Below are 16,295 nucleotides of genomic sequence, written 5' to 3'. Positions count from 1 at the left end.
TCGTCGAAACGTGCATAGAACGCAGACGTTCAGCTTTGCAGGTTTCCAATCCTCTCAGCAGCCGTCCGGGCCCGAGTACGCGACCCAAGATGTGGCTTAAGCGATTCAATGCATCGCTCAGCCCACTTCGACGCCACCTTCTTCTTGCTCAACGCCGGACCCTCGACAAAAATCCATGAGGCGTAGGCCAGCACCAGGGTGACGAGAAAGACTACCGCAGCGCCAATCCACCAAATATGCATACTCGGAAATGTGAGACTGAAGGCAAGCAGAACCGGTGCATGAATCAAATACACGCCATAGGAGAGGTCATGCTTTAGCGGGACCTTCCCGGGCAGAGCCGAAAGTCCGCAAAACATCATCAGATACGGCAGGCAGATGGGCATGACGAAGGGTCCTCCGCCGAGAGGCAATGCCCCGAGAAGCACCACAAACAAGGTACACGCCAAGACGATGGAGAACGGAATGCGCGCGCGAAACAAGTACAGCACGATGCCGCATCCGAAATAGACAAACAAGCTCACGAACGTCGAAAAACGGCCGCCTAAGGCGGCGGCGAAGGAGGGACTGAGCGCGATCGCGATGGAGACTGCATAGAACGCGCACCAAAACACCAAAACGAGCTTGCGTCGGTTCAACAGGCCCAGGACGCCGAACAGGCCAAGCAAGATGTAGCAAAGAACTTCGAAATGCAGTGTCCAAAGCGCGCCATTGACGCTCACGGGGTTTCCGTCGCTCGCGACCACGCCCGGTAAATAGTTCACCATCAGGGTCAATATGTTCTTGGCGTAAAGGTACGTCTGAGGATCCCTGAAGTAGGACGCCAGGGAATGCGTTGTCAGCACTGGACCAAGTACCAGCACCGTCAGCACGACGTTGACGATCAGACCAGGAAATATGCGGAGGCTCCGATGCAGTGCGTAGTACACAACGTTCGCCGTGCGCAGCAAGCCGGGCGTCACCAGGAAGCCGCTGATGGCGAAAAAGATGACCACAGCGAAGCGGCCGAAATCCATGTACCCCCCGCTATAGTGCAATAACGGATCGTCTCGGACATCGGGATATTGAAGCCCGCGGCTGTGGTGCAGGAGCACGATGATTGCAGCGACAAGCCGCACGTGATCGAAGCCAGGCCCTCTGGAAGAGGTCAAAACCAATCTGTCCTGGATGGTCAAGAGCGTACCTCTCCCACTCGATCGACGATCGGCGCTGGAGCGTACCCAGCCATTTCAATATCGGTCGCCCAGTGCTGAAGCGTTGCCGAAGTTGAGGTCATTTCAAATTTCTCAAATTGACCATTCGGATCGAGCGGAGTTCCTCGGAGGCCGGCGATCAACATAGACAAATAATGACGTTAATATTAAACACATTAAATACATCCACTCGACGAAGCAAGGAGATTAATTAACCGAGTGGTCCGATTATTTTTCCCGCCGACTGAAACCTGGTCGCGTTGGGCGGGCATTTGTGGCGATTTTTCAGAGCCATACGGCGGCCTTTGCTCTGACAGCTCCATTCAATTCCTGCCGCCATCGGAATAGCAATATACTAAGAGATAAAATAAATTTAAATATCAAACGCTAGATAACTGGGCCAGCCTAGACCATTATAGCGGCAATCCACGATGCGCTTACCGCCAGAGAACGTGCTGAGCGACGCGATCGGGAGGGACCGTAGTGAAGCCAAGCCGAACGAGTTCGCATGAAGTTACATCGCCGTGCCAGCCGATTTCTTGGTTGTGATCAGTTCGGCCATGACAACGAACTGAGAGACAGGACAACAACAATTCTCACCGCCCTAGTGCAGTCGCCCAATGTTGGATCTCTCTGGAGATTGGGATGAAAGATCTCAAGGAAAGAGTGGTTCGCGGCGGCTTGGCCAGGCTCTGCGGCCAAGCAGCAAATCTATTCCTTCGCCTTAGCTTCATGATGATCATGGCGCGATTGCTGGATCCGGAGGAGTTCGGATTGGTGACTATGGCGACCGTCTTAACCGGGTTCTTCGAAATCTTCAGAACCGCCGGCCTTTCGTCAGCCACGATCCAAAAGGCCAGCATCACCGGCGAACAGATTTCGACACTGTTCTGGATCAATATTCTTGTCGGGACGGTACTTTGTCTTTTGTGCTCAGCGACCGCTCCGGTTCTCGTTTCCTTCTATCACGAGCCCCGCCTTTTCTGGGTTACCGTGATCCTGAGTGCAGGCTTTGTATTCAGCGCGGGCGGAGTGCAGCATTCTGCGCTGCTCCAACGCCAATTGCGTTACGTCGCCCTTGCCATAGTTGAAACACTTTCCCTACTGGTAAGCTTCGCGCTTGGATTAATCATGGCGTTCGGTGCATTCGGATATTGGGCTCTCGTTGTTTCGACGATTGCCGCGCCGGCCATCAACACCGCCTTGACGTGGGCGATCACTGGGTGGATGCCGGGCATGCCGCGCCGCAACGCGGGGATCTACCAGATGCTACGTTTTGGTGGCACAATCACTCTGAACAACCTGGTGATGTATTTCGCCTATAATCTAGACAAGCTGCTTTTGGGCCGCTTCTGGGGCGCCGATGCGCTCGGACTCTATGGAAGAGCGTACCAACTCATCAATGTACCAACGAGCAATCTCAACGCGGCAGTCGGTGGTGTCGTGTTTTCTGCAATATCGCGGCTCCACGATGATCCAGTACGTCTTAGGAACTACTTTCTGAAGGGCTACTCGCTTGTCTCCTCGTTAACCGTGCCCGTTTCCGTTTTCGGAGCCTTTTTTGCTAACGACATAGTTCTTGTTGCTCTTGGACCGAAGTGGACGGATGCGACAACGATGTTTCGCTTGTTGACTCCGACCATCTTCGTGCTCGGCGTTATCAATCCTACGGGCTGGCTCATCCAATCCGTTGGGCTGCAGGTACGAAGTTTAAGAATTGCCTTTGTCATCGCTCCGCTCGTCATGACCGCATATCTGGTTGGACTACCTTATGGTCCCAATGGCGTCGCGTTCGCCTTTTCGGTTGCGATGGCGGTGTGGCTGGTACCACATGTTTTCTGGTCGCTTCACAACACAGTCGTTTCCCCTTGGGACGTGCTACTAGCGACATGCCGGCCGTTTCTTGCGAGCGTCGTGGCCGCGGCTTTTGCCCTTGGCGTTGAATTCTATATGATTAACCCAGGCTACTTGCAGTCGCCTTTCTTGCGGCTTCTGATGACAAGCGTTGTCATGCTTATTGTCTATCTTGTGATTTTCTTGTTCGTCTTGGGGCAAAAGACGCTCTACTCCGACCTTCTGAGGGGATTGAAAGGCTCTACTTCGGCCAAAACTCCAGCTGGGACTGCTTTCGTGGACTCCGAAACAACCGAAAAAAATCTATGCACCTAGCGCGCGTCAATCCGCCAGTGTTGTGACCCAGAGGAACTCCGGTGACCAAGGACTCTCCCAAATTTTCGGTCGGGCTCGCTGTGCGCAATGGCCGACACTCTGTCGGACGCTGCATCGAATCGATCCTGTCTCAGGACTTCACCGATTTTGAACTTGTCATCAGCGACAACGCCTCGGATGACGGAACGAGGCGAATGCTCGAGGAATACGGGTGCGCCGACCCGCGTCTTAGGATCAACGTCAATCAGACCAACATCGGTTTGCACGAGAACATGCGGCGCGCCCTCGACCTGTCCCGAGGGACCTTCTTTCGCTGGATCAGCGCCGATGATTGGCTGGAACCGAGTTACCTTTCCACTTGCGTTCGTGCGCTTGAGAGCCGCCCCGACGCGACCGGAGTAACCACGTGGTTCACGATACACACGCCCGGTCGGCCGCCCCGATACGAAGAGTATCGGGGCGACGTCCCTGATTCGCCGGACCCGGCTCAGCGTTTCGAGCGTATGTTGTGGTTCTTGCACGCCGGAGACGCGAAATACGATCCGGTGTATGGCGTCTATCGGCGGGATCGCCTCATTCGAACACGCTTTCCGCATCCCTCGGAGCGGACCGACTGGCTGATTAGCGCCGAACTGGCGCTCCTTGGCCCTGTCATCCATGTGCAGGAGCGGCTTGCAAACCGCACACGCGAGTACCCCCGTGGCGTCGATCAAGTGGCCTTCAGGCGTCGTCTCGATCCCGTACTGGCAGAGCAACTGAGGACCAACCCACTCCGCCTGTGCCGCGAATTGTATGCCCTTGCCGTATCGGCGGATCTCTCCGATGCGCAGCTGCGACGTTGCAGGTCCGCGCTTCGGCGCTTCTGGATCAAAGAGCAGATCCGCCTGGCGCGCTCGGGAATCTCCGAAACACGGCATCGAATATTACGACGCTGAATGGCTAACGAGCGCCATCCGGGCGATGTACGGCCGGCGGGCTCAAACTAAAGGGTGAAATCGCCAAAAGGGTTGTGAAGCGTGGCGTGGAAACGATTGGCAGGCCACGATGAGGAAAGCTTGATTTAGCCTCGAGCTTACAATGGCGGCCCCGGGCCACGGAAATCCAACCCGAGCTCCGCGCCGTCTTTGCCACACGCCGAACGTCACGGCGGTATTATCGCTCCAGTCTCATGCCAAACATTTCCGGACCATAGGAAACCCGGCCCGTTGCGGTTGAACCCGGAGTGCGTTCCATAAGCTCCACATCTCGGATAATATCGTCTCGAGAAGCGATTGTTGGTGACGTGGACGTTGACGGGAGACGCGCCGTGCTGCGAGGGGCCATATAGGGTATAACTGCCACCGAAGAACAGATTGCCGTCAATGGTCATGTCGAATTGGCCCTCGGACAAGGCGAGGCATGAGCTAGATCCTCGCCAGTGAGTAGGCGAGAAGGCGCCGCCCGTCTCAATGCCGACAATGGTATTATGGATCACTCGGAGGCCGCCCGTATGATCCCAGCCATACGTTTGCAGGCCGTCGTCGTGATCTTCGCCCCAATCGGCAAAGTCGTGGATGTAGTTGTCGTGCATGTAGAGTGAACCGCCGCCATCAACTCCGTTTTCGCAGCCGTAGATTTCGCAGAACCCGACTTCGATGGCGTTGTATACACCATCCAGCAAGTGGGAAGCGTCATGATTATCCTTAACAGGCACGCCATAGAGCCTGCAATTCAGAACCTTGAGATTCTTGTTGCCAAGCTCGCCCGGCACACCAACACACCAAAGCTGGCCAGAGCCGTTGACGATGCAATTCTGGACCGTAACGTTATTGGCGTGGACCACAATCGCCCCGGTCACACGGAGCCCGCTGACCACAGCGTTGTCTGTGCGAACCTCGTAATTCCCCGTGTAGTCCTGAAATATCGTGTGAGCGACCGGGCCCGTGTTGGTTTCATCGGGAAAGCCGGCAAACTGCGTCGCAGGGGCTGGCACGGGAGATTGTGCTATCCCAGCCGTGGCAAACGACATAGCGCCGGAGAGGAGACCGGTCGTCAGCACGCGTCTGTTGATCTTGTCCATGGCGTTCGGCACGGATCCGAGAACGTCTTTGTCAGCTTACTGAGCTTACCTCGCCGGCGACGCCACTGCAGCGCATCGCGCAGTTGAGCCATTGCAGCTAGGCGTCGTTCTGCATTCACCGGCGGTTGGGCTCCGGGACTCGGCGGACCCATGCCTCGCGCCAAAAGGGATAGATCTGACGTGGGCAGAACCAACAGCCAGGGGTGCGCTCGCCAGAACAGACGGCGCCCTCAAGGATGAGGCAGTCCTTGATCTTGAGCATGCGACCGGTCTTGTCATCCACGATACGTCGCACCTTGTCCCTAATGCGCAAGTTTTGGCCGCAATAGGGAAGCATCTCACGGTCGAAGGAAAGCCCGAGATTCAGACCGCTGTCGTCTAGTGTGGCCGCAATCTCGGTCGGCGACCGCACTTGCACGAGATCACCGGGCTGAAGATCACTTGACGCTCCCCCCCTGGTACAATTTCCCGGGCCTCGCAACGGTAGCGGCCGCCGCAGGCCAGCACGACGTGCGAGCTCCAAGATAAGCCCCCGCACCAAAAGGCGGATGAAATACAGAAAACCAAAATTGCCGTTCGTCAATTCACGCCAATACTGTGCAAGATTAGACTTTTTCAGCTCCGTGGTGGCCTTGAGGGCATCGGTTGCCTGGCAGCGCCAAACCTCAGATCGTTGGCCTTCGATCTCGCGCACAGTCCGCGTTCCCGCCTGCGCAAGACGATCAAGCTCGGCGGCGGCCTCGTGGCTCTCATCGCCCACACCTGACTTATCGTCAACGCGACGAAGCCAAGCGTCCTTCCAATAAAGCAAGCAGCCGGCCTGACAGCCGTCGTGACCTGCCCCGTCGCAACGGGGACTGTCGAGATAGACCGTGCCGGACATGCGACGGCTTCCAGTTGCCGTGATCGTGTCACAGATCCTGTCCACACGTCGAGTTACCGTGAAGCGTCGCCCCGCATAACGGGCCATCTCTGGCATGAACGGCAACTTCTCAAGAGCGGCATCACCGTCCAACGTCGCGAGAATCTCCGCCGCGGACCGGACCTCAACAACATCGCCTGGGCGCAACGGACGCTTATCTGCAGATGACATGGTGTGTGCCTTGTAAATAAATTGGTCAATTAATCTAGCCTTATTATATTTATTATTCCATGACAACATCAATTGTGATGCCCGTGCCGTCGCCAGCGCCGCGCGGCGCCGCAAGTCCAGCCGAGGGTCGAACTCACGCGACTGGAAAATACTCAATAAGAACAAGATCAATTTGTCTGATAAGCCGAAAGACCCGCGTCCGGCTCTGATTAACATAAACTGCGAATGAATTAACTTAATTATTTATTTAAATATTGATTTATGGCGCCTTAATCGCAAATCTATTTAAATCGGAACTCGATGGGACGCTCCATGAATAACACCGTTTTCTTCGACTCGAACGTTTCAGATGATGTCCGACGTCGGCAACTGTATGATGGGCAACTCTTCGTTTACGGCGTCCGGCCGAGTGTCCTTGCTCTAACCAACTTTGCGCGGTCGATGATCGAAGACGCGTTTGGCGGGCTCGATCCAAGAACCGCACAAAGGAACATGGAAGTCGAGCGTTACGCGGACATTCTCGGAAGATTGAAACCAGCCTTCATACACCATCCGGAATCGAAGCGTCACCTCAAGGCGGTTTTGGAAGATTTTGGCTGCGATCCAGAGAAGACCTTTTTCGACGTGCCCAGAATGCGCAGCTCCACGAGCGACAACTATCTCACGACCGGTATTGCATTCGCCTGGCACGCTCACCGGGATACCTGGTATTCGGCTCCCCTTTGCCAGATCAACTGGTGGCTGCCGATCTACGACATCGAATCGAACAACGCCATGGCATTCCACCCGCGTTATTGGACGAAGCCCGTCAAGAACAGCTCGTCCGACTATAACTATTATGTTTGGAACAAGATGCATCGCGGGGAAAGCATCGCGAAGATGATCAAGAGTGACCCGCGTCCGCTGCCACGCGCGACCGAACCGATGGAGCTTGACCCGCAGATTCGCCTCATTTGCCCTGTGGGCGGCGTCCTGCTGTTCTCCGCGGCGCAAATGCACTCAAGTGTACCGAACACATCGGGCGTAACCCGCTTCAGTATTGACTTCCGGACCGTCCATTTGGACGACGCTACGGCAAAGCGAGGTGCGCCGAATATCGATTCCGCATCCACTGGAACCGTTATGCGAGACTATCTTCGGTGCACAGATCTGTCGCGAATGCCCGAGGACGTCACTGCACTCCATGATGACGGCACCGAGGCTGGCGGAGAGCTGATCTACGCGCCGAAGACGGTCGGCGCCAAAAGTCGGGCTTCATAGACTCTGATGCAGCGATTCTGATCGCTCTAAAACCGGCAGTGCCTGCCTGGTCGGTCGATTGAAAATCGCGGTCAAGATAGGTTTCGCACCCGCGGCATTTTCGGTGTGGCATTACAGGCCAAGCCGATACGGCGGGTCAAATCTCGTGTGGCACGAAGGTTCGTCAACTCGCCTGGGAAAGCCCGACCGATGTCGCCGCTGAAACGGGAGAATGTCTAGCCAAGGAGTTGGTCGCACGCACCCGCTTTGTCCGGCGGTGCAGCGAGGTTTGATCTATACCAATCGACCGTGCGGCGCAGGCCCTCGTGCAGTATTGTCGACGGGCTCCAGCCGATCGACTTGTAGGTAGCAACCAGATCGACCGCCATTGGCCGCTCGAGAGGTCGATCCGGAACGGCGCCGAACAGCGGTTCGGGTGCGCCTGGAATCAATTGTCTCAGCTCCTGAACGAGTTCCCGGATCGAGCATACCTGGCCCGACCCGATATCAACCGTGCGACCATTGGCACCAGATGCGCACGCGCATGCGACAAGGCCGTCGACGACGTCATCGACGCTGATCCAGTCAACCAGCCGAAAGCCGCTGCTCAGCTTGGGGCGATCGCCGCGCAGAAAGGCGGTGGTGACATAGGGGACCAGCTTCGTGAGGTCGGTCTGCCCCGGCCCGTAAACCATCGAGATCTTCGTCATGACGACCTCGGTCCGGTACAGCGCCTCGAACATTCGCGCGTAAGCCGCCGCGGCTCCTTTTGCAGCGGCATATGGCGAGCAAGGCACGGAATCCGCCTCATCCGGCTCCTCGAGTGAGCCTGCGAAGACGATTCGACCCGCACCGCTCTCAGCAGCGGCAAAAAGAAGATTGAATGCGGTAAGGAAGTTGCTTTGCATGATCGGCAGCACGACGTCGAGGCTGCGCGACCCCGTCACCAGACTAGCGAGATGATAAGTCTTGTCAGGCAGAACGGCCCGGATCAGTTCTTGCGTTGCCCGCAGGTCGATCAGATCGACGTTCCACCAACGGATCGCAGCGGCGCATGGAGCATCGCTCATATCTCCACCGATAGATCGCCACCAAGCCACCACATCAATGGGCGGCTGACGCGAGACCGCGTGCAACTCTACCCCGGAAACCGCTAGCCTCCTGCACAGCTGCGCCCCGATGAAACCTCGCGCGCCAGTTACCAGTACCTTTTCCATAGCTGCACCCTGGAGCCTAATCCCGAAAGTAGAACAGGCTCCCGAAAAGATCATGTTCGGACGAAAGATTGAGCGCGTCCACGAGTTGAAGCAAAGTCATCCCCACCACATGGCAAAAGCTGCTGTGGTGCATCAGATCGGACTTCACCTTTGCTCGTTTGCCTGGGCGCCAACCGATCAAGCCAGCGAGACTTTGCGCGCGAAAAACGCCTCCGCATAGCGTTCCTGCGCCCGGCATTCCATCCCCCTCAGCCGTGCCAGGCCGAGAAAGGTTTCGGCATCGAACCACTGCTTCGAGCGTTGGCTGCCGAAATGCCTGACGAGCAAATCTACTTTGCGCTGCATTGCAGATGCTGACACCGGCATATAGAAATTCGGTCTTGCCATATCGCCATCCCACTTCGGTATCTCGTACTCAAGGATGAGATGGTCTCGGAACGTATTCCAGGCAAGGCGAGCGAGCTGACGATGGTCTTGATGTGCATCGTCGCCGCGGTGCGTGAGGACTACATCGGGATCAACGCGGTCTTTCAATTCCTCGAACCAGACCTTGATTTTCTCACCCTGCTCAGGGAAGAAACCGTCTCGAAAGGCCATGACTTCGATGTTGCTGCTCGCAGCTTCCCGCAGAAAATCGTTCGCGGACGCTCTCGCTTCCTGTTCGCGCTCGCCGGCACCACTGAGCACGCACCAATGAACGTCGAGGCGAATCCCCTGATCCAGCCAGCTAAGCAGTGTTGCTCCTGCACCAATCTCGATATCGTCAGAGTGCGCCCCCAGGCATAGCACCGATAGCCGATCACCCGGTCCTACGATCCGAAGCGTCTTCACGAATTCACCGCGACGGCAACCTGGTTGCTGAGCTGCCACGGCGTATCGCCACGTTCGATCATCTCCTCGAGGACCTGCCTGTCCCTGAGCGTATCCATGGCGCGCCAAAATCCTTCATATCTGTATGCCATCAGGTCGCCGCGCTCGATGAGGCGCTTGAATGGCTGAACCACCAACTCGTCTCCTTCCCGGATGTGGTCGAATATCTCCTTGCGGAAGATGAAATACCCGCCATTGATCCAGATCTCCGATTCCTGGCTCTCGCGTATCTGCTGCACGGTGCCACTCTCATCAAATTCAGCAAGGTGAAAGGTAATTGGCGGATGTATGGCTATGAAGCAACCAATCTTGCCGCTCTGCCGGAAGCGCTCGATCATGTGCGGGAGCGGTGCGTCGGTCAGTCCATCGCTGTAATTGGCAAGAAACATCTCCTCATCCTCGACCAGATGACGGACCGCAAGCAGACGCTGACCAATATTGCGCCATATTCCCGTGTCCACGAGTGACACGCGCCAATCTGCAGGTCGCGCACCCAGCAATTCGACTTTCTTGCCAAAATGAGAGATTACGCAGTCACTATTTGCCGCCTGCTTGTAGTTGAGAAAATAGTCTTTCACCACGTTTGCCTTGTACCCAAGGCACAGGATGAAATCCCGATGCTCATACTGGCTGTAGTATTGCATGACATGCCAGAGGATTGGCTGATGACCGATCGGTATCATCGGCTTCGGGATGCTCTCCGAATACTCGCGGATCCGGGTACCAAGTCCCCCGCAGAACAGAACTACCTTCATGGCGCAAACTCTCGCGGATCGATAACCTCTACATTCGGAATGGGCACCACCATCTTGCAGCCCCAAGAGCTCACGTGACGCATCTGTCCGACGATTTCGCTCTTCAGATTCCACGGCAAAATCAGGATATAGTCCGGTCGCGCCTCGTCGATCGCGGAGACCGGATGAATCGGAATGTGCATTCCGGGCGTGTAGCGCCCGTGCTTGTAAGGATTGCGGTCGACGGCAAAATCGAGAAAATCAGTGCCGATCCCGCAGTAGTTGAGCAACGTGTTGCCTTTGCCAGGGGCCCCATACCCGCAGACCTTTGCACCCTTCTGCTTGCATTCAATGAGGAATGACACGAGTTGGCGCTTGGTGCGATGAACATTTGCAGCGAACCTGGTGTAACTCCCAATGTCCTCGAATCCAATTTCTCGCTCGTGAGCCAGCAAGCTATCGACTTGCGGAGCTATCGCGTGCCTGCTGTCCAGATGGCAGAGATACACACGCAGCGATCCTCCGTGTGTTGCAAGTTGTTCGACATCAAATATTTTCAGGCCGTGCCTACTCGCGAGACGATCAATGGTGACGAGCGAAAAATACGAGAAGTGCTCATGGTAAATGGTGTCGAACTGGTTTTCCTCGATCAAGCGCTCGAGATGTGGGAATTCAAGTGTGACCACTCCATCTGGAGCCAGAAGACAAGCCATTCCGGCCGTGAAGTCGTTGAGATCGGGCACCTGCGCCAGCACATTGTTACCGACGATGAGATCGGCCGTGCCGCCTTCCGATGCAAGGCGCCGGGCAAGATTCAGCCCAAAGAACTCAACCAATGTTGGAACATTCTTTGCCCGGGCAGCCTCGGCCACGTTCGCGGCTGGCTCGATTCCGAGAACGGGAATCCCCATCGGCAGAAAGTGTTGAAGCAGATATCCGTCGTTGCTCGCAAGCTCAACGACCTTGCTCTTGGGCCCGAGCGCAAACCGCGTCGCGACCGTTTCGCAATACCGACGCGCATGCTGAACCCAGGAGGTGGAATATGAAGAGAAATACGCATACTCCGTAAATATGTGCGCCGGTTTGACGTACTCCTGCAACTGCACCAGGAAGCAGCCGTCGCACACCAGCACGTGTAGCGGAAAATAAGGTTCCATCTGATCGAGTTGATCGCCACGCAAAAAGCTTTCGCACAGTGGTGACATTCCAAGGTCGACGAACGTCGTCGCGAGCTTTGCGCCGCAAAGACGGCAACACCCGCGCGGAGACGTCTCGGTGCTCACTTTGGCGGTCTGGCGTGTCGCCACCTGGATCGATTTTGCTTGACTGCTAAACATTGCTATGCGCACGCCCTGCCCTAACGCCGGCCCTCAACCCTAGGCCGGAAATGAACAACTGCCGACATAATACACACCCAGATTTAAATTTAAATATAGTTTTGAAATAATAAATGCTATATTTTCGTTAATTAAATGGCCAAACGAACCTCCTTCCGCCAGCTCTCGCCAAAACAAAGGCTGCGGACGGCAACTTTGGAAATCCGGAGGCAGTCATTCAGATGGAATTTTGCCCTACAGAACTCCATGGAGCCTATCTCGTACGACTTGAGCCGGTGCACGACAGACGCGGCTTCTTCGCTCGCAGCTTCTGTATCGAAGAATTCAGGACCCATGGACTTGAAGCTCATTATCCGCAGCACAGCATCTCGTTTTCTGCCCGCAAGGGAACTCTGCGCGGCATGCACTACCAGGACGCCCCGTACAGCGAGGCAAAATTGGTCCGCTGCAGCCGAGGCGCGATCCTGGACGTTATTATCGACATCAGGCCGGACTCACCGACCTATCGGAATTCCCAGGGATTTGAGCTTTCGAGCGCGAGCGGCGACCAACTCTACATTCCGAAAGGGTTCGCGCACGGATTCCAGACGCTTTGCGATGACGTCGAGGTGAGCTACCTGATTTCCACGCCATACCAGCGTGAATCCGCCCGCGGCATTCGCTACGACGATCCGGCGTTCGGGCTGAATTGGCCGGAATCGATTACGGAAATTTCCGAGAAGGATTTGCATTGGCCTGATTTTTCTCAATAGAGCGCTCGAGTCTTGTTCGGCTAAGCGTCTCTTGCCGGCACTGCAACGCAACTTCCTGAATCAAATGGTGGTTTATGGCGGCCATTCTCCAGCTCAACGCCAATGCTGGCTCTCTGGTCCAGTTGAGAACAGGTGCAGCGGATGCGCCTCTTTTTCTCTTCTTCGGAGGCGACGGCAACCCCCGCGGTCTCTCCGCACTGACATCGCGCATGCACAACTCCAGAGCGTTGATTGGCATCGATTTTTGCCGAGGCGACAGTCATGGTGAGTTACCTTCGACCGTCGAAATCATGGCGGATCGCAGCTGCTCTGCAATCCGCGCGCTGCAGCCTCGCGGGCCCTATCACCTTGTTGGCTATTCGTTTGGAGGCCTGGTCGCGATCGAGGTTGCGCGCTTGCTTCAACAGTCGAACGAGGAGATTGGACTGGTAGGACTTATCGATACTCGGTTCGACCAACGCTTCTGGCCGACACATATCTTTCTCCGCTCACAGGTGCACGTGATCTACCGACATCTGGCGATCCTTGTCGGACTTCCACTGAACCAAATTGCTCCGACGTTCTTCCATCGCTCTCGGCGACTCCTCTATCGTTTGCTGAGACGAAAAATGCCTGTCTCTCGACCCACCTCGACGACAACAGCAGACACGATGAGCGCAACCGAGCAACACTGCAGAGCGGTGATGGCCGAATACCGTCCAAAGTACTATGCGGGTAAGATCACTTCGTTCGAGGCCGACAATCACGATGCATACGGTTGTAGCCCGGCCGAGGTCTGGCAGGGAATGGCTGCTGACATCGAATGCCAGTCTATAGCTGGCACCCATGTCGGCATCGTAACTGACAGCACATCACTCAATGACCTTGCCGCTGCCCTCGACTCCACCCTTACGGCCTGCCTACCGCCCCTCTTTCCTTGACTTGGGATTTTCGGCCATCTCCGCCTTTGCAGTGGGGCCGGCGGCTTGACCTTGCCCTGCGGTCAGCGTTCGATGATGCTCCGCTCCGCCGTCCGCGTCGAAATCTTCGGCCACCTCCGCATTTGCGATATAAACTTGGGGGATGACGCGACGTGTTGGGCAGCGACGTCCACGGCGCACCTCTCATCCAGATTGACGCTGCACGTCCGTCCCGATTGGCGCACTTTTGGAAGGGGCTGGCATCGTGCGCAATCATCTATTTTGGTTGGCAGCGAACACTGGCCTCAAAAGCCCGCTCCGATACAGTTGTCGCGCTGTGTCTCGGATTACCGAAAATGGCAAATTGCCACGCTCGGCAATATCGAGCAGCGAGTGCATTCCATCAGAAAGGTTCAGGATCCACAGCATAGCCATGTTGGCAGCTGCGGCGCCCTTATCTCCGCCGACTGGTCCATAAAGTCCGCGCCGCCCCAGTTGGGGCTCGCATTTCGGCATTGTGTTGCAATACACCTCGTTGTTTTCCACAATATCGATTGTCTCAGCAATGAGCCCGTACGACTGGGACAAGTGGTTGGGTGCGATGAACTCGAGATTGTCGCCCGACGTGTGATACTCAGGAATTTCGCCGAACTTGCTGCGCTGGAAGAGCCCTACCGGCAAGTTGAATCCGGGTGAGCAATACTGCCGTTCGTCATATCCGTATGGAGAAAATTCAAGAATCGTCGGCGCCAGCCCGGAATGATGCATCGCATGGACAACTGCCCGGTCAATCTCGCTATGACCACGCCGGCTCTTCTTGTAGGTGGGGCCGCCGCCATCTCCAACCATCGAAACGACAAGCCCGTGCTTGATGCGTTGGCAGCGATCCTCATTACGCGCTAGCCATGTGATCGCACCGATCGTGCCCGGCGCAAACAGAAACCGGTAAGTGTATCGCGTCTGCAGGCCCGCCATCCGCTTCGCGAGGTGTGTAAGCAGCGCGACACCGGAACAATTGTCGTTGGCGAGCGAGGGGTGGCACACGTGGGCCGAAAGCAGAAATTCATCCTCGGATTCGCCCTGGTGCAGATATTCACCGTAAGTCAGGTATCCGTCCTCGAGAGTCGAGTCGATGACAACCTCGTAGGTCTCGTCCCTGAGCCCCTCAAACAAGCGGTGGGGCATGCAGAATGCCCAATTCTCCGCGTAATATGATGTTCGATAAGGGATCCGGTCGGGTTGATCCGGCAACGTGTAGACGTGCTGCTTCAACTCAGCTAGCGAGATGCGCTTTCGCACCGGCAGGCTATAGCTCATGACGTGCAGATTTGAGTGAGCGAAGTCGAGTATCTTCTCGCCTCGCTCATTCTTTATATACGCATCGCGAATATTCCATTCGCGGGGAATGGTCCAGTCGAAGACCTCTGTCCCGGTCGGCACTTCGTGGATCTTGAGGTCGATGTGCATGCCGATCGCGCGCAACGTCTTCCGTACCCCATTACCCGTAATGCTGCGGCAGATCGGGTATATCTCGGCCGCAAAGGCAAATATATCCTCGCCCGGATTCCCGGTCGCTAGCCTTTCGCCGACCGAAAGCTGATCTTTCACGATACAGCTTGAAGCAGCTTCGATTGGCGCAGGTCGCCATTAAGGACCTGCTCCGCCAGCAGCTTCCGAATATGGCCGATGCGTTGATATCGCGGCCCTTCGAATTCCTCCAAAGTCAAGTTTGACGAGCGATAGACCCTGTACAGCTGTTCGGCGCCCATTCGAGCGTCCCAGCGCGGCTGGAATCCTGGCAAGTTGCAGCGGATCTTTTCGAAGCTCACTCGGTAGGACCGCTCATCTGGACTCGCATCCTCCGCAAACTCCACCGTAGAATTCGGCACCACACTCGCGACGATCTCGGCTAGATCCCGAATTCGATAATTGTGAGCGGTCTGACCGACATTGAATGCCTCATTGAAAACGGATTCGGCAGGCGCCTCCAATGCGGCTATGAAAGCTCGAGAAATATCCTCGATGTGGACGATCGGCCGCCAGGGCGAGCCGTCCGATTTCAGGTGAATTCTTCCTGTCGTAAACGCCCATGCAACAAGGTTATTCAGGACAATATCGAAGCGCAGTCGCGGCGAGACTCCGTACGCTGTCGCTGGCCTCAGATACACCGGGCAAAACCCGTCGCCGGCCAACGCCGAAATATCACGTTCGGAGGCTACCTTGGATTCTCCGTAGGCCGTCACCGGATTGAGCGCGGCGGTCTCATCGATCATTTCCTCGCCGGCTTTTCCATAGTTGCTGCAGGATGAGGCGAACACGAAACGACGTACGCCGGCATGTTTCGCAATCTCGGCCATGCGAACGCTTGCGCGATGATTGATCTGGTCAGTCAGCTCAGGCCTCAGATTACCGAGCGGATCGTTGGAGAGCGCGGCTAGATGCAGCACAGCGTCGAAGCCAACGAGATCCGCAACCTCCGCGTCTCTGACGTCCTTCCAAATCGTCGGGACCTCGAGAATGCTACCGCCGGCGGCGTATGTACACCGGGAGTAGATGTCACTGTCCATTCCAGCCACCTCGTGACCGGCGCCGACCAGCATTGGCGTCAAGACCGTGCCGATGTAGCCAAGATGACCTGTTACAAGAACTCGCATTGCCATTCTCCATCGCACTCAATTTTATGAATGAAATTCTGCCCGGCTTTCGTGTTTCGGCTTGCGCCCTGTCAAGCGC

Annotated in this window: 14 protein-coding genes; 5 read left to right on the top strand and 9 right to left on the bottom strand. The window is 56.1% G+C overall.

Annotated elements, in window-relative coordinates; translation table 11 throughout:
* Positions 1-29: 29 nt before the first annotated feature.
* Positions 30-1,175 (bottom strand): acyltransferase family protein, encoded by a 1,146-nt coding sequence (locus ACR9YP_RS15675; RefSeq protein WP_438106276.1) that lies wholly within the window; start codon positions 1,173-1,175, stop codon positions 30-32.
* A gap of 663 nt (positions 1,176-1,838) precedes the next feature.
* Between ACR9YP_RS15675 and ACR9YP_RS15670 the strand changes: the two genes are divergently transcribed.
* Positions 1,839-3,362, top strand: coding sequence for a lipopolysaccharide biosynthesis protein (locus ACR9YP_RS15670; RefSeq protein ID WP_474220362.1), 1,524 nt, complete (start codon positions 1,839-1,841; stop codon positions 3,360-3,362).
* 41 nt (positions 3,363-3,403) lie between these two features.
* Positions 3,404-4,297, top strand: coding sequence for a glycosyltransferase family 2 protein (locus ACR9YP_RS15665; protein ID WP_474220360.1), 894 nt, complete (start codon positions 3,404-3,406; stop codon positions 4,295-4,297).
* A 206-nt stretch (positions 4,298-4,503) separates the two neighbouring features.
* On the opposite strand, the gene ACR9YP_RS15660 is transcribed toward ACR9YP_RS15665, so the two are convergent.
* Both ACR9YP_RS15660 and ACR9YP_RS15655 read right to left on the bottom strand, forming a co-directional pair.
* Entirely contained in the window at positions 4,504-5,421 is a 918-nt protein-coding gene (locus ACR9YP_RS15660) for a hypothetical protein (RefSeq protein ID WP_438106270.1), read from the bottom strand.
* Positions 5,422-5,536: 115 nt separating this feature from the next.
* The gene (locus ACR9YP_RS15655; protein WP_474220359.1) at positions 5,537-6,679 is read right to left on the bottom strand and encodes a hypothetical protein; all 1,143 of its coding nucleotides are present in this window, start codon (positions 6,677-6,679) and stop codon (positions 5,537-5,539) included.
* A gap of 147 nt (positions 6,680-6,826) precedes the next feature.
* Here ACR9YP_RS15655 and ACR9YP_RS15650 point away from each other — a divergent pair, with 147 nt between their 5' ends.
* Complete coding sequence (locus ACR9YP_RS15650; RefSeq protein WP_438106267.1) at positions 6,827-7,774, top strand: 2OG-Fe(II) oxygenase family protein; 948 nt, start codon at positions 6,827-6,829, stop codon at positions 7,772-7,774.
* A 215-nt stretch (positions 7,775-7,989) separates the two neighbouring features.
* Here the strand turns inward: ACR9YP_RS15650 and ACR9YP_RS15645 are convergent, their stop codons facing one another.
* The 4 genes from ACR9YP_RS15645 to ACR9YP_RS15630 form a co-directional block, all read right to left on the bottom strand.
* Positions 7,990-8,970: an NAD-dependent epimerase/dehydratase family protein gene (locus ACR9YP_RS15645; RefSeq protein ID WP_474220358.1), complete on the bottom strand. Its 981-nt coding sequence runs from the start codon at positions 8,968-8,970 to the stop codon at positions 7,990-7,992.
* 177 nt (positions 8,971-9,147) lie between these two features.
* A complete protein-coding gene (locus ACR9YP_RS15640) occupies positions 9,148-9,801 on the bottom strand; it encodes a PIG-L deacetylase family protein (protein ID WP_438106262.1) in 654 nt (217 codons plus the stop codon).
* Positions 9,798-10,595: a glucose-1-phosphate cytidylyltransferase gene (locus ACR9YP_RS15635; RefSeq protein ID WP_438106260.1), complete on the bottom strand. Its 798-nt coding sequence runs from the start codon at positions 10,593-10,595 to the stop codon at positions 9,798-9,800. Before ACR9YP_RS15635 ends, ACR9YP_RS15640 begins: the two co-directional genes overlap by 4 nt.
* Positions 10,592-11,911: a methyltransferase domain-containing protein gene (locus ACR9YP_RS15630; protein WP_474220356.1), complete on the bottom strand. Its 1,320-nt coding sequence runs from the start codon at positions 11,909-11,911 to the stop codon at positions 10,592-10,594. The genes ACR9YP_RS15635 and ACR9YP_RS15630 overlap by 4 nt, the downstream gene beginning before the upstream one ends.
* A gap of 221 nt (positions 11,912-12,132) precedes the next feature.
* Between ACR9YP_RS15630 and ACR9YP_RS15625 the strand changes: the two genes are divergently transcribed.
* Both ACR9YP_RS15625 and ACR9YP_RS15620 read left to right on the top strand, forming a co-directional pair.
* The gene (locus ACR9YP_RS15625) at positions 12,133-12,663 is read left to right on the top strand and encodes a dTDP-4-dehydrorhamnose 3,5-epimerase family protein (protein ID WP_438106259.1); all 531 of its coding nucleotides are present in this window, start codon (positions 12,133-12,135) and stop codon (positions 12,661-12,663) included.
* A 74-nt stretch (positions 12,664-12,737) separates the two neighbouring features.
* Positions 12,738-13,583 (top strand): thioesterase domain-containing protein, encoded by an 846-nt coding sequence (locus ACR9YP_RS15620; protein WP_438106257.1) that lies wholly within the window; start codon positions 12,738-12,740, stop codon positions 13,581-13,583.
* Between the two features lie 252 nt (positions 13,584-13,835).
* On the opposite strand, the gene ACR9YP_RS15615 is transcribed toward ACR9YP_RS15620, so the two are convergent.
* Complete coding sequence (locus tag ACR9YP_RS15615; protein WP_474220354.1) at positions 13,836-15,170, bottom strand: DUF4910 domain-containing protein; 1,335 nt, start codon at positions 15,168-15,170, stop codon at positions 13,836-13,838.
* Positions 15,167-16,216: an NAD-dependent epimerase/dehydratase family protein gene (locus ACR9YP_RS15610; RefSeq protein ID WP_438106254.1), complete on the bottom strand. Its 1,050-nt coding sequence runs from the start codon at positions 16,214-16,216 to the stop codon at positions 15,167-15,169. The genes ACR9YP_RS15615 and ACR9YP_RS15610 overlap by 4 nt, the downstream gene beginning before the upstream one ends.
* Between the last annotated feature and the right edge of the window lie 79 nt (positions 16,217-16,295).

Source organism: Bradyrhizobium sp. BR14999 (assembly GCF_056106085.1).
Note: the sequence above shows the minus strand (reverse complement) of the source record. Positions and strands in the feature narration are given on the sequence as shown.